Below are 13,415 nucleotides of genomic sequence, written 5' to 3'. Positions count from 1 at the left end.
CCATCACTTCCTTCTGTAAGCGGCTCCATTTTCCATTTCAAAAGCTTGGTCCGCTTCCGCTGCAAGCCACCGATGGATTTTCCCAAGCCACATTTGGTAAGTTTCGTCGCGTATAAAATCGTCCAACACTTCGTTTGAAACGACAACCAAAAGCCGGACTTGGCTTTGCATTCCAGTTAATGTCCCCTGCAATTCCCGCCATTTCCGTTCCATGCATCCGGACTGCTCTGCGCAAGGAGAGCCTTGCTCCCAGCCTTCATAAAGTTCATTTGCCAGCCAGGTTGTCACACAATCCCAAAGAACAGCGTCGCCTCCCCGAATATGGGCGAGCACCTTTGCCATATCGCCAGGCTGCTCAATCGTTGTCCAGCCTTGGCCGGCGCGGTCATCTTGGTGCTGCCCGATTCGCACTTCCATCTCCTCGTCATAGGCTAGCCCGCTTGCCAGATAGACATGCCTCAAAGCTCCGGAAGCCAGTACCAGCTGTTCGGCATATGCGCTTTTCCCGCTCCTGACACCGCCGCTGATAAAAATCAATTGTCCTCTAGCCATTTCGCTATCGCCTCCCGGAGTTCCTTCATATGACCGGTGGATTTCATGCCGATGCGGAACCACCGCCCATCCATCCCGTGGAATGAATTTGTGTGGCGGAGCACGATTCCGGCTTTCAGCATATCCGAAAAAAATTGTCCGGACCGCTGCGGATCGGGCAACTGGAACGACAAGAAGTTCACTTCGGAATCGGTGGCCATACAGCCTTTTTCATGGAAAAACCCCTTCATCAGCTGCCGTTCTTCCCTGGCTGCCTGGATGATTTTTTCACGGTATCCCGTTTCCTCAAAACAGCGGGCTCCGATCAAAGCGGAAAGCGCATTGACATTCCAATGGGCAGCACCGCTTTTCAAAGCTTCTATAATCGATGGGGCGCCCATCGCATACCCAAGCCGAAGCCCGGGAATCGCATACATTTTGGTCATCGATCGGACGATTATCAGGTTCGGGTGCGCATTCAACTCCGGCACTAGCGAATTTTGCTCACCGGTAAAATCAACGAACGCTTCATCGGCGACCAGTTCACATCCAGCTTGCCGGCAGGCTTCCGCCAAATCAAGCAAGTCGCTTTTGGGCACCAGCCGTCCTGTCGGGTTATGCGGATTGCAGACATAAAGCGCTGCACAGCCTTTGATAACCCGCTTCGTTTTGGCTATATCCAATTTCCAAGCCGTTTCTTCCTTCAGTTCAACCGCGGCGATTTCAACATTTTCAGCTTCCAAAGTTTTTCGGTATTCCGAAAATGCCGGCTCAATCAGCGCCACCCGCTTTTTCCGGTAACGCCGGGCAAGCCAAGTGAAAATTTCCGCCGCCCCGTTCCCCACTCCAATCTGATGCAGGGAAACTCCGTGGTATTTGGCAGCTGCGCTGCGAAACGGTTCGGCTTCGGGATCCGGATAGCGGCTGACAAGCTCCTGCAAATCAGGCCATATCTCTTTCAGAAACACAGGTGGCCCAAACGGATGGACGTTTTCACTGAAATCGATAATGCGTGCTGGCGGCTCCATCCCCATTTGTTTGTATAAAAGAAGCGGATTTGCTCCATGATCAGGCAAGTTCAAGCCATACCCTCCCTAATGAAAACAAGATGAAAAACCAGAAAGTCGCGACATTCATATGCCATACTGCCGCATGGATGTGGTGGGCTTCCAATGGGAAAATCGGAGTGCCCATGCGCGCCCTGTTCGATACGATCCCTTTATACGTATTGACACCGCCCAGCTCGATTCCCAGCTGAACGGCCGTTGCAGCCTCCAACCAGCCGCTGTTCGGGCTTGGGTGTTTTTTCGCGTCGCGTTTCCATTCCACAAAACGCTGACGTATGGTCATTGACCGTTCATTTTTTGTTGCCAGTAAGATCAAGAGCCCGGTAATGCGGCTTGGAATCCAGTTCATCACATCATCGAGGCGGGCGGATGCATAGCCGAACTGGTGAAATTCGTCATTTTTATAGCCAACCATCGAATCGCACGTATTAACCGCCTTATACAGCCACAATCCTGGAGCCCCGAATAAAAATGCCCAAAACAACGGTGCAGTGACTCCATCACTGGTGTTTTCAGATACCGTTTCCACTACGCCCCGGGTAATTTCGCTTTCATCCAGCTTATCGGTATCACGGCCGACAATCCAACCGAGTTTTTCACGGGCCGCAGGCAGGTCTTTTTCGATAAGCGGCCGGTACACTTCTTCCGCGGCATCACGCAAGCTTTTCTGCGCCAGCCCGGCAGCTATCAGCAGCGCCTCGATTGCCGCGCCCGCCAGCCAGTGAATCGAATAGCCGATAAAAACCAGGAAGTAGGCACCGGAAAAAGCGCTTGCCGCCACAATACCGGCCATCCAAAAACCGTTTAGGAAGGCATTAGGCCCATGATTCCATTTTGCAGTCAACTTGGAAATCAAGGCTCCGATCCACCGGACTGGATGCGGCCATGAAGGGGGATCGCCTATGAGGCGGTCGAGCAGCAAACCGGCAGCTATTGCCAACAGGTGGACCATCATAGTTTTTTCGCCTCACGGTACAGTCGGATCGCTTCAACCGTACATTCAAAAACGCCGGCACCTATCAATTTGCCAAGTTCCGTCACCGGGCCGGCGTATGGCAAATGCTCGCCTTGCTGGGTTGCGGCCACCAGGCAGCTGTCAGTCGAAGTCCCAGTCGCTATCGTATTCGTCAGAGGATCCATGACCGCTTCATGATGGAGCGCTTTCGATTTCGCTTCGGTCGCCGTAATCATGGCCTGTATGAACGCTTCATCCGATAAATCGCCGTTGATGAAGATCCATGTGTTGATGGTGCCGACTTTCACTTCCCGGTCAAGCGCTTTTGATACGTCAACCGCATTGCCGACCCCTGCGGTCACTGCAATGACCACCGAACCGAACGGCCCCTGGTATTCTTTGACAATTGCATCTTCCGTCCGGACAGCTGTCATCATCCCTACCGTATCAGTCGGCTTGAATCCTTCCTGTTCAATGAATTTTGCCATTTCCTGCGTGCTGTCATCACATTCATAGGTATTGTCGACATGGCGGTTCATGAATGTCCTGTACCAGCCGGCCCCTGCATTGATGACAGCCGATGATACCGTCTTCAACGGAATCGGGCTCTGGTAAAGAACATGATCGGCTGAAACAGCAAAATCCGCTGCTGTTATAAGGGCTTGTGCGGCAGGCCGGGTGATTCCCGGAAGCAAAGTGATTTGCGGTTTCGGCAGCTCGGGATGCGGATGGTTGCTGACGCGCGTTTTATAAACGGCTTCAATGTCCTGTTCGCGGACCACTTCATGCGGTTCGCCCATCCGCTTGATCTGTCCGCCGTCAAGCAGCAGCAGCCCATCGCAATACATCGACGCCAAGTTGATATCATGAAAAATCGAAACCACCGTCAATTCTTTTTCAATTGCCTGTTTTTTGATGGTATCTAGCAGTTCTTTTTGGTGGTTGATATCCAAATGGTTTGTCGGTTCATCCAGCAGGAGAATCGAAGCATCCTGCGCGAGCGCTTGGGCAACAAACACCCGCTGCTGTTCTCCGCCGGACATCCGGTCAATCAGCGTATTTTCATATTGCTGAATGTTCATCAAGCCCATCGCTTCCACGACAGCCGCCTCGTCCGCTTCCGACCAAGAAGCAAACCATCCGCTTTGATGCGGATATCGGCCGAGTGAAACCGTTTCCCTTACTGTATGTTCAAAAGCATGCGCATGAAGCTGCGGGAGTACAGCCATTTTCCGCGCGAGCTCTTTAGCGGAAAACCCTGAAATGGGCTGCCCATCAATTTCCACCTTTCCGCTTTTAGCGGGCAAGACGCCGCTGATCAACTTCATCAAGGTCGACTTTCCGCTGCCATTCGGTCCTAATATTCCGAGCATGCTGCCTTTTTCCACATGGAATGAGATATCGCTGACAATTTTTTTTTCGCCATAGCCGCCAGTCAATCCGGTGATCCGAAGCATATTAAACTCCTCCTTTCCGCTGCCGGAAAAAGATAAACGCAAAAACCGGGGCGCCGATAAATGAAGTGATAACCCCAATCGGCAACTCGGTCGGTGAAATGATTGTCCGTGCAACCAAATCGCAAAGAATCAGCAAAGCCGCTCCATTGATGAAGGACAGCGGCAAAACATGCCGGTGGTCCGCTCCCCAGAGAAGCCGGACCATATGCGGAACAACCAGTCCTACAAAACCGATTGTACCGGAAACGGAAACTGCTGCCCCTGTTAAAACGGAACCGCCGATCAAAATCATCATTTTCCGCTTTTTGACGTCAACACCGAGATGGCGCGCACGCTCTTCCCCGAAAAGCATAGCATTCAATTCCCTGCGGTTCAGCCACAGAACAAACGAACCGACAAGAAAAAATGGCAAGGCCATTTGAACATATGGCCATCCCCGCATTGAAACGCTGCCCAGCAGCCACCCGATGATTTGGCGCAATTCTTCTCCGGTCAACGCAATCATCAGCGAAATAACCGAACCAAGAAACGAACTGAAAATGATTCCGGTCAAAATCACTGTTTCCATCTTCATGGACCGGTCCACCAGCTTCGCAAATCCCATGACCGCAAGCATTGTGGCAAGCGCGCCGACCATGCTCATGACCGGCAAGGTGAATATCCCTAAAAAAGGCGCTGAAATACTGAAAAAGAGCGTCATCACGGCGCCAACTGAGGCACCGGACGACACTCCTAAAGTGTAAGGGTCGGCTAGCGGATTTTTGAGCAGCCCTTGGAACGCTGCCCCTGCAATGGCAAGAGACGCTCCAACAAGGCCCGCCAGCACAACGCGCGGCATCCGGATATTCCATAAAATATTGGCTGCCGACTGGTCAGAGCCCCGGTTCCACAGCACTTCCGGAGAAATTGAAACCGTTCCGACCAATACACCCAGCAATACAGCTCCTCCCAAAAAAACAAGAGAAACAATATAGGCTGCCGTGCTTTTATTCACTGAAAACCTCTGGATATACAGCTTTTGCCAATTCCTCCAAGCCATCAGTCAAGCGCGGGCCTGAACGGCTGACCATATCGGAATCCACTTCATGAACCGCTTTTTCTTTTACTGCCGTTACATCGGCAAAACCTCCGCGCTCCATGATCTGGTTGACGGCTTCCGGATTGTATGTCCCTTCTGTAGTCACGATTACATCAGGATTTCTGTCTACGATCGCTTCCGGATCGATAGTTGCCCAGCCCTTGAGATCCCCAGCTGCATTTTCAGCATTGATAAGGGAAAGCATTTCGTCCATGAATGTGCCGCTTCCTGTTGTGTAAATTTCAGGAACACTGCTTACTTCGATGAATACTTTTTTCGGATCTTCAATCGATGCTGCTTTTTCTTCAATTTCCGCCACTTCTTCTTTCATTTCGGCAATTTCCGCTTCCGCTTCTTCTTGCGTTCCAGTTGCTTTGCCGATTGTATCAATCGTTTCGTAGACCTGCTCGAAATTCTCGGCATTGTTCACAACGAAAACTTTAATTCCTGCATCCCGCAATTGTTGGAGCCCTGCATCGCCGACGCCTAAACCTGATTCATGCGCAAGCACGACATCCGGCTGCAAAGAGATGATTTTTTCCACATTAAATTCCTGGCCGCCGATTTTCTCGACTTCAGCCGCTTCTTCCGGGTAGTTGTCAAAATCGGAAACTCCGACAATCTTATCATCCAATCCAAGCTCATAGGCGATCTCAGTGTTTGATGGAATCATCGAAACAATCGCTTCCGGCTCTTCTTCGATAGTGATTTCATCCCCTACGGCATCCGTCAGCGTTACCGGAAATTCCGTTTCCGCTGGTGCCGCCGGCGTTTCTGTCGCGGTTTCCTGTTCTGCTGGCGCCGCTTCCTGTCCGCATCCCGCAAGCAAAGCCGCTGCCAATCCTGCGCTTACCCCAAACTTCCAAACCTTTTTCATCAATAAAATCCTCCGTTTCTAATTGGAAAACTGCAGATGCACCATTTTTCCGGGTGCCTGGACTCCAGTGAGCGGACACTCAGTTCCCGCTCGACCACCGGCGCTTTTCTTATATAAAAAATCCCCCGCAGTGTTTGCGAGGGATCGAAAGGACGACATAAAAAGGCATGTACATCCCCTCTTGTCCTCGCAAGCATATGGGTATTTCCATAAAGGCAGGTCTCCTGGCTTGTAATCATCGCTTGCTGCGCCTTCCCGAAGCTTCCTTCAGTGGCATTCCGCAGCTTGCTCCCACATACAGTGGCGGGACCGCGCCGGAGTCGAACCGGCTTCCCTTTTAACTCATGTTCTTAGACATAAGCACCTTTATGATGCGTTATCAAATTATCATTCGGATTTATTATACACCAAATTTTTCCGTTGTCTCTTACATTTTTTCCGGTGCAGCGACACCTACGGTTTTCAATGCATTGGCAATCGTTATTTTAACAGCCGTGATCAGAGCGAGGCGGGCACGGGTCAATTCTTCGTTTGATGTGTCCAATACTTTATTGGCGTTATAGAAGCTATGGAAGTTGGACGCTAATTCCTGGATATATGTTGTCACACGGTGCGGCGCCCGCAGTTTTGCCGCATCTGCAATCACCAGCGGGAAATCGCCGATTTTCTTCAGGACATCGATTTCTTTTTCAGATGTCAGCAAGTCCAGGCTGCCGGTTGAAGCGGTGAAGCCTTGGCTTTCCGCTTGGCGCAAAATGGAGCAGATCCGCGCATGCGCATATTGCGAATAGTAAACCGGGTTTTCATTGGATTGCGAAACTGCCAAATCCAGATCGAAGTCCATGTGCGAATCACCTGAACGCATTGCGAAGAAATAACGGACTGCATCAAGTCCGACAAGTTCAACAAGTTCGCGCATTGTCACGGCCTTGCCGGTACGTTTGCTCATCTTCATCTTTTCGCCGTCTTTGTACAGCTGCACCATCTGAATAATGCTTACTTCAAGGGTATCGCGGTCATAGCCAAGCGCTTCGATCGCCGCTTTCATGCGTGGGATATAGCCGTGGTGATCCGCTCCCCAAATATTGATCAGCTTATCAAATCCACGCGACAATTTGTCTTCGTGGTAAGCGATATCGGGCAATAGATACGTGAAAGAGCCGTCATTTTTGATCAATACGCGGTCTTTGTCATCCCCGAATGTTGTCGAACGGAACCAAGTTGCTCCTTCTTCTTCGAAAATATGGCCGTTCTCACGCAGTTTGTTCAAAGCAATGTCAATTTCGCCTTTCTCATACAACGATGTTTCCGAGAACCAGACGTCGAATTCAACCCGGAAATCCGCCAAATCTTTTTGAAGTTTCGCCAATTCCACTTTCAAGCCATGCTCACGGAATGCTTTGTAACGCTCTTCGTGGGTTATATTGGCAAATTTATCGCCGTGCTCTTTCACTAAGTCTTCAGCGATATCCTTGATGTCCTGTCCGCGGTAACCATCTTCCGGCATGCTGTCAGGGTTGCCAAGCGCTTCAAAATAACGGGCTTCGATCGACAGGGCCAAGTTGTTGATCTGGTTGCCGGCATCGTTGATGTAGTATTCACGGGACACATCGTAGCCCGCAAGGTCAAGAACATTGCACAAGGAATCGCCAACTGAAGCACCGCGGGCATGGCCAAGGTGCAGGTCGCCGGTCGGGTTTGCAGAAACGAACTCGACTTGGACGCGTTCTCCGCCTCCTGATGTTGAGCGGCCGTATTCTTCTTGCTGTTCAAGAACGGTTTTCACCACATCCAGCAAATAATCTTTTTTGATGGTGATGTTGATAAATCCTGGTCCGGCAATTTCAACCGTTTCAATGTTTGCGGCTTCTTTGTCAAGGTTGGAGACAATCGCTTCCGCAATCGCGCGGGGCGGTTTTTTCGCAAGCTTCGTCAATTGCATTGCAATGTTCGTCGCGTAGTCCCCATTTGTTTTATCTTTCGGCGACTCCAATTGAACCGTTACCGGTTCTGTTGTCAATTCCGCTTTTTGGACCGCTTCACTGATCACTTGTTTGATCGTTTGTTGAACTTTTTCTACTGCATTCATTGTTTGCCCTCCGTAAACTGTATTTCCATTTCGTATTCACCGACATGGTCGGCACCCATCGCCAAATCGTAGCGGACTTTAAACCGGGTATCCTCGACTAATAATTCATGCGCCATGGTCGTCAACATGAACGAACCTTGCGCATTCGTCAAATTGCCCGTTTGTTCTTTATGTAATAAAAATGGGAGCCGCATCTGCAAGCCTCCACTTCTTAAAATAAGCGCTTCATCTTCGCTCAGTTTCACGACCGTCCGGATTTCGAGATCCTCCTGCTGCTCTGCATACTGCAAATAGCGCCGGTTGTTCTTCTCCGTCAGCAACCCTTCCGACCGCAACTCCATTACTTGATCATCCACATTCGGCTGGCGGATTGTTGTCGTGAGCCTGATCATTACGGATTTCTGCATCCTCTCCGCCTCCCCGTTCGTTTATCCCGCTTTATAACCTATTCATTATAGCCTGAATCCAAGGGGTTTTTCAATTAAGTTTCCCGTTGAAACCAAAAAGCGCCGCATGCATTCGCCTGGCGGATGCATGCGGCCCTTCAGCTTCAAATCAAGCAGAGAGAAGAATCGGTTCACTTCATATAGGTCTTCACATAAGAAGGGCGGGGAAAAATGTTCGGGCGCTTGTCAATGCCGTCTTCGGTGCCGCGTTTGGCATGCGCATGCCCATACGCCTGCGACTCCTGCCAATCCGCGAAAGATTTTTCATCTTTCCATAGAGTGAGGATAATGTAAGTATCCGAGTCCAAAGGGCGCAAAACACGGATCGCCGCAAAGCCAGGCTCTTTCTCGACCATCCCTGCCCTGTTTTTGAATCGCGACTCGAATAACTCCCGGCCTTCCTTTGCCACCGGAATGTTATTGAATACCGCAAAATAGCCGTCATTGATATCTCCGACAGCATCCAGCACTTGGTAGCCTTCAAAACCCTGCACCGGAGAACTTCCTTCCGCCTCAAAAAGCACGGCCGCTTCTTCGCCATTCGTCATGTAAATCAGCCGTGAGTTTGGAAAGGCCGCGAGAATTCCCATGCCTTGATCCCGGTGGCCTACCCATTTATACAATTCCATAGTCAGCACCTCTTCCAATTATGTATTCATTTATCTTATCGTTTTCAGCGGGAAGAATCCATCCAACCTCATCTTGGATGGATCCCTTTCTCCGCTTTCTATCGGCTGTCCCTGACAACCCGGAACCAATGCTGCGTTATTTCACATTGAGTCCCAGCTTTCGGATCAACGGCTTGATGGTCAAGCCTTGGACGATCAGGGAAAATAGGACGACGGCAAATGTCAGGAGCAGCACAGTTTCCCTTCCTTCAAAATCGGCCGGCAGGCTCAACGCCAGTGCAATTGACAAACTGCCTTTCAATCCGCCCCAATTCAAGAGGACCCGCTCTTTCCTGTTCAAGCTCTTTGCAGGCATCGTACTGAGAAAAAGCGCAACTATTCGCGCTGCTATGACAATGACGATGGCGTAAATGATAATATCCCATCGGCCCGAGAAATCAATATTCCGAATCTCCAAGCCGACAATCAGGAAAATCAGCGAATTGGCGATCAGCGTAATGACATCCCAAAAGACATTGATATTTTTTTCGGTGTTTTCAGACATGCCAATTTTTCCGCCATAATCACCAAACACAAATCCGGCTGCTACGACCGCGATTACGCCGGAAACGTGCAGGTGTTCGGCAATAAAATAACTCCCGAAAAACAAAAGGGCGGAAATTGCGATTTCAAATGGGTAGTCATCGTATAAGCGAATGATCTGGGAAAAAACAAACCCAAGAACAAGGCCGACCAGAACGCCGCCCACTGCAAACTGCAGAAACAGCCAAACGCCGCTTCCAACTCCTGCCCAGCCCATTTCGATATATGTCAGCAGATACAAAGACGAAATCTGGAAAAGGACAATCGCGATTCCGTCGTTGAATAGCGATTCCCCTTCCATAATTGTGGATATTTTCTCAGAAACCCCTGCAGACTTGAAAATCGAAAGCACGCTGATGGGATCGGTCGCGCTCATTAAAGCGGCAAAAGTGAATGCCACGGCAATCGGCAAGCCGATGAAATAATGAGCAGAAAATCCGATAAGGATGAACGACAAAAAAGTTCCGCCTAAAGCCATCCACAAAACCGTCTTTTTCCATTTGTATAGATGATGGAACGGCAGTTTCAACGTGGCGTCTCCAAGGAGAATCGGCAAGAACAAAGAAATTATAATTGCGTGAAACACGTTGGACTGCGTAATGTATTCTTCCGCATGGTCAAGCAACGGAAAAGGGAGGGTCACAATCCCTAAAAAAAGTCCAACCAATACAAGGGCAATCGTATCCGGCTGTTTGAGCTTTTTAGCCACCCCGACTACCGCAACGGCGATTGCCAACAAAACCAGCAGCTGAATAAAAACCTCATCAAATTCATGCATCATCCATCTCTCCTAACCTGGCGCTTAACTATACTTTTCTCTAAATAGAACAAGTTAAACCTGATTTCACCAGAAGAAAGGGCCAGCCGGAAAACAATATAAAAAGGCTCCTATAAAACAGGAGCCTTTCGCTTTCTTATTTTACCCAGCCCAGGATCATTTCACGGATCAATTTGCTGGCTGTGTTGGCGGTTTGGTCGGAATGGTCGTAAACCGGCGCCACTTCCACTAAATCAAATCCGACGACGTTGATCTCGGAAGCTGCAATCGCATGGATGGATGCGAGCAATTCGCGGGAAGTAATGCCGCCTGCGTCAACCGTACCTGTACCGGGCGCGTGAGCCGGGTCAAGAACATCGATGTCGATCGTCACATAGACAGGCCGTCCCGCTAATGTCGGAAGAATTTCTTTCAATGGCTCAAGCACTTCGAACATGGAAATGTGCATGCCGTTTTCTTTTGCCCATTGGAATTCTTCTTTCATGCCTGAACGGATGCCGAATGAATAAACGTTCGACGGTCCGATGAGGTCGGCGATTTTACGGATCGGCGTCGAATGGGAATATTCTTCGCCTTCGTAATGTTCGCGAAGGTCCGTGTGCGCATCAAAATGGATGATTGCCAGATTTTCGTACTTGCTGGCGACAGCTCTCATGACCGGCAGGGAAACAAGGTGCTCGCCTCCCATGCCCATTGGGATTTTGCCGTCATTCAACAAAGTATGGATGTAGGTTTCAATTTCCAGCAAGCTTTTTTCCGGATTGCCGAAAGGCAGCGGAATGTCGCCTGCATCAAAAAACTTCACATCTTCAAGTTCGCGGTCCAAATATGCACTGTACTCTTCAAGACCGATTGAAACTTCGCGGATTTTGTTCGGGCCGAAGCGTGAACCTGGGCGGTAGCTTACCGTCCAGTCCATCGGCATGCCGTACAGCACCGCCTTGGATTCTTCATAATTCGGATGGCTTTTGATAAACACTTTTCCGGAGTATGTCTCATCGAATCTCATTGTTTATTCGCCTGCCAAATCTTTTACGAATTTCGGCAGCACGAATGCTGCATTATGCAATTCTTTCGTGTAGTACTTCGTATCGATATCGTGGAAGCGCTCAGCAGGCACTGCCAACGGATCATATTTTTTCGATCCGATCGTGAATGCCCAAAGGCCTGATGGATAAGTCGGGATGTTCGCCAAGTACAGTTTTGTAATCGGGAAGATTGTCTTCACATCTTTTTGCACTTGCTGGATCAAATCGCCTTTGAACCATGGATTGTCCGACTGTGCGACGAAAATGCCGTCTTCTTTCAACGCTTTTGAAATTCCAGCATAGAAGCCTTTTGTGAACAAGTTCACCGCAGGGCCAACAGGTTCTGTTGAATCGACCATGATCACATCGTATTTGTTTTCAGATTCCGCAATGTGCATGAAGCCGTCCCCGACAATCACTTCCACGCGCGCATCTTCAAGCCCTGAAGCGATAGAAGGCAAATATTTTTTCGAGTACTCGATCACTTTGCCGTCAATGTCGACAAGCGTCGCTTTTTTCACGGACGGGTGCTTCAGCACTTCACGGATAACCCCGCCGTCCCCACCGCCTACAACCAATACGTTTTCCGGGTTCGGATGCGTAAAGAGCGGCACATGGGCAACCATTTCATGGTAGACAAATTCATCTTTTTCCGATGTCATGACCATGCCGTCCAAAAACAGCATATTGCCCCATTCAGCTGTTTCCGCCATTTCAAGATACTGAAAATCCGTTTGTTCGGTATGAAGCGTTTTGTTGATTTTCATTGTAATCCCAAAATTCTCCGTCTGCTTTTCTGTGTACCAAAATCCTGCCATCTATAATCAAACTCCTTTATCTTCCAGAATAAGTGTTATTTAAGTAAAGTGCTTTTTTGCATACTTTTAAAAGTATAAGTGTTTTCAAGGAAAGTGCAATAATTTTTTCTGCCGCTTCCTATTGCGGAGCCCATACCGCCGACGTTCTTCGGCAAAATGCGCTGCGGCAGCGGCCAAGGAAAACGCGTTTATAAAAATTTTCATGGAGGAACAGCTTTGCTCCGGCCATATAGCTTCCTTACCCGCTCGGCCACACAATATTCCCCAAAACAAAAAGGTTTCCTGTACAGGGAACCTTTTCCCTTCACAGAAAACCTTTTTATCCTGATGGTGCGGAGCAAGAAACATGAGGCATTGGCTTGGGTTGACGCAATGGCTCACATCACCCGCTCGCATTACAGGTGTCCTAGCTTTATATTCAAAAGCTGTACGTCTAGTGTACTTCCTTTTCCAAGCAACTTCAACCGTTATTGAAGCTATTTCCAACTGTCACAAACTGTTCATCTTATATTAGAATTCTGTGTTCAAATCCGTATGGAGCTGTTCTGCGCTGCGGTTCCACATCTCTTCGTTGTGGCTCTTCAAATAGTCATGCAGCACTTTCTTTGACGGCGCATCCATGTGGTCGACAAGAATTTTGCGCTTCATCGATTTGTCCATCCGGTTGACGTGGTCGGCCAAAATTTTGTAGCCGCGCCGTTTTTCGCGGTTGACGACCATTTCGCAAGCGGCGACGCCCGCATAATAGGGCCCTTGCGGATTGAAGTCGATGGTGACCCATACGAGCCAGTAGTCCTTGCCGCCTGCCGAGTCCTCACGGTTGGTGGTGAACTTGATGCCGCGCTCGACTTCGCTTCTTGCGTGCATGGCGCCGATATCGACGACAGCGGTCCCTTCTTCCACGTCAATAATGACTGGAGAGACGTTTTCCAGCGACAATGAGCCGATGCCATAGCCTTTATGTCCATCGGTCGGATCGTCTTTTATGATGGTAAAGCCCAGTTTTTGTTTTGGTTTTTCTTCATTTGCCATGTTTACAATCCTCCGTTCTGCTATGATGGTGGTAATCTCAAGAAAAGG

At 49.5% G+C, this 13,415-nt stretch carries 13 protein-coding genes and 1 riboswitch; all 13 genes read right to left on the bottom strand.

Annotated elements, in window-relative coordinates; translation table 11 throughout:
• Window positions 1-3 precede the first annotated feature (3 nt).
• The 13 genes from FQV30_RS03645 to FQV30_RS03585 all read right to left on the bottom strand — a co-directional run bounded on the left by FQV30_RS03645 (window position 4) and on the right by FQV30_RS03585 (window position 13,367).
• Window positions 4-552, bottom strand: coding sequence for a bifunctional adenosylcobinamide kinase/adenosylcobinamide-phosphate guanylyltransferase (locus FQV30_RS03645; protein WP_146498774.1), 549 nt, complete (start codon window positions 550-552; stop codon window positions 4-6).
• Window positions 534-1,613, bottom strand: coding sequence for a pyridoxal phosphate-dependent aminotransferase (locus FQV30_RS03640; RefSeq protein ID WP_146498773.1), 1,080 nt, complete (start codon window positions 1,611-1,613; stop codon window positions 534-536). The genes FQV30_RS03645 and FQV30_RS03640 overlap by 19 nt, the downstream gene beginning before the upstream one ends.
• Window positions 1,600-2,553 (bottom strand): adenosylcobinamide-phosphate synthase CbiB, encoded by a 954-nt coding sequence (gene cbiB, locus FQV30_RS03635; RefSeq protein WP_146498772.1) that lies wholly within the window; start codon window positions 2,551-2,553, stop codon window positions 1,600-1,602. The genes FQV30_RS03640 and cbiB overlap by 14 nt, the downstream gene beginning before the upstream one ends.
• On the bottom strand, window positions 2,550-4,010 hold the full coding sequence (locus FQV30_RS03630) for an adenosylcobinamide amidohydrolase (RefSeq protein ID WP_146498771.1): 1,461 nt from the start codon (window positions 4,008-4,010) through the stop codon (window positions 2,550-2,552). Before FQV30_RS03630 ends, cbiB begins: the two co-directional genes overlap by 4 nt.
• A 1-nt stretch (window position 4,011) precedes the next feature.
• On the bottom strand, window positions 4,012-5,004 hold the full coding sequence (locus FQV30_RS03625; protein WP_146498770.1) for a FecCD family ABC transporter permease: 993 nt from the start codon (window positions 5,002-5,004) through the stop codon (window positions 4,012-4,014).
• Window positions 4,997-5,965 carry an ABC transporter substrate-binding protein gene (locus FQV30_RS03620; protein WP_146498769.1) on the bottom strand — a complete coding sequence of 323 codons (969 nt, stop codon included), beginning with the start codon at window positions 5,963-5,965 and terminating at the stop codon, window positions 4,997-4,999. The genes FQV30_RS03625 and FQV30_RS03620 overlap by 8 nt, the downstream gene beginning before the upstream one ends.
• A gap of 197 nt (window positions 5,966-6,162) precedes the next feature.
• Window positions 6,163-6,348, bottom strand: a riboswitch (cobalamin riboswitch).
• A 44-nt stretch (window positions 6,349-6,392) separates the two neighbouring features.
• The gene (gene argS, locus FQV30_RS03615; protein WP_146498768.1) at window positions 6,393-8,054 is read right to left on the bottom strand and encodes an arginine--tRNA ligase; all 1,662 of its coding nucleotides are present in this window, start codon (window positions 8,052-8,054) and stop codon (window positions 6,393-6,395) included.
• A complete protein-coding gene (locus FQV30_RS03610; protein ID WP_146498767.1) occupies window positions 8,051-8,461 on the bottom strand; it encodes a YwiB family protein in 411 nt (136 codons plus the stop codon). Before FQV30_RS03610 ends, argS begins: the two co-directional genes overlap by 4 nt.
• Before the next feature lie 170 nt (window positions 8,462-8,631).
• Entirely contained in the window at window positions 8,632-9,129 is a 498-nt protein-coding gene (locus FQV30_RS03605; protein ID WP_146498766.1) for an antibiotic biosynthesis monooxygenase family protein, read from the bottom strand.
• A gap of 136 nt (window positions 9,130-9,265) precedes the next feature.
• Window positions 9,266-10,489: a cation:proton antiporter gene (locus FQV30_RS03600; RefSeq protein ID WP_146498765.1), complete on the bottom strand. Its 1,224-nt coding sequence runs from the start codon at window positions 10,487-10,489 to the stop codon at window positions 9,266-9,268.
• 136 nt (window positions 10,490-10,625) lie between these two features.
• Window positions 10,626-11,498, bottom strand: coding sequence for an agmatinase (speB, locus tag FQV30_RS03595; RefSeq protein WP_146498764.1), 873 nt, complete (start codon window positions 11,496-11,498; stop codon window positions 10,626-10,628).
• 3 nt (window positions 11,499-11,501) lie between these two features.
• The gene (gene speE, locus FQV30_RS03590; RefSeq protein ID WP_146498763.1) at window positions 11,502-12,335 is read right to left on the bottom strand and encodes a spermidine synthase; all 834 of its coding nucleotides are present in this window, start codon (window positions 12,333-12,335) and stop codon (window positions 11,502-11,504) included.
• 510 nt (window positions 12,336-12,845) lie between these two features.
• Window positions 12,846-13,367, bottom strand: a complete 522-nt coding sequence (locus tag FQV30_RS03585; protein WP_146498762.1) for a YwhD family protein — start codon at window positions 13,365-13,367, stop codon at window positions 12,846-12,848.
• Window positions 13,368-13,415: the final 48 nt, after the last annotated feature.

Source organism: Planomicrobium sp. CPCC 101110 (assembly GCF_007859395.1).
In the GTDB taxonomy this organism is placed as follows: domain Bacteria; phylum Bacillota; class Bacilli; order Bacillales_A; family Planococcaceae; genus Planococcus.
Note: the sequence above shows the minus strand (reverse complement) of the source record. Positions and strands in the feature narration are given on the sequence as shown.

Bases quoted from the DNA above. Each gene is read 5' to 3' on its own strand.
- FQV30_RS03645 (WP_146498774.1), bottom strand. From the start codon at position 552: ATGGCTAGAGGACAATTGATTTTTATCAGCGGCGGTGTCAGGAGCGGG.
- cbiB (WP_146498772.1), bottom strand. From the start codon at position 2,553: ATGATGGTCCACCTGTTGGCAATAGCTGCCGGTTTGCTGCTCGACCGC.
- FQV30_RS03630 (WP_146498771.1), bottom strand. From the start codon at position 4,010: ATGCTTCGGATCACCGGATTGACTGGCGGCTATGGCGAAAAAAAAATT.
- FQV30_RS03620 (WP_146498769.1), bottom strand. From the start codon at position 5,965: ATGAAAAAGGTTTGGAAGTTTGGGGTAAGCGCAGGATTGGCAGCGGCT.
- argS (WP_146498768.1), bottom strand. From the start codon at position 8,054: ATGAATGCAGTAGAAAAAGTTCAACAAACGATCAAACAAGTGATCAGT.
- FQV30_RS03610 (WP_146498767.1), bottom strand. From the start codon at position 8,461: ATGCAGAAATCCGTAATGATCAGGCTCACGACAACAATCCGCCAGCCG.
- FQV30_RS03605 (WP_146498766.1), bottom strand. From the start codon at position 9,129: ATGGAATTGTATAAATGGGTAGGCCACCGGGATCAAGGCATGGGAATT.
- FQV30_RS03600 (WP_146498765.1), bottom strand. From the start codon at position 10,489: ATGCATGAATTTGATGAGGTTTTTATTCAGCTGCTGGTTTTGTTGGCA.
- speB (WP_146498764.1), bottom strand. From the start codon at position 11,498: ATGAGATTCGATGAGACATACTCCGGAAAAGTGTTTATCAAAAGCCAT.
- speE (WP_146498763.1), bottom strand. From the start codon at position 12,335: ATGGCAGGATTTTGGTACACAGAAAAGCAGACGGAGAATTTTGGGATT.
- FQV30_RS03585 (WP_146498762.1), bottom strand. From the start codon at position 13,367: ATGGCAAATGAAGAAAAACCAAAACAAAAACTGGGCTTTACCATCATA.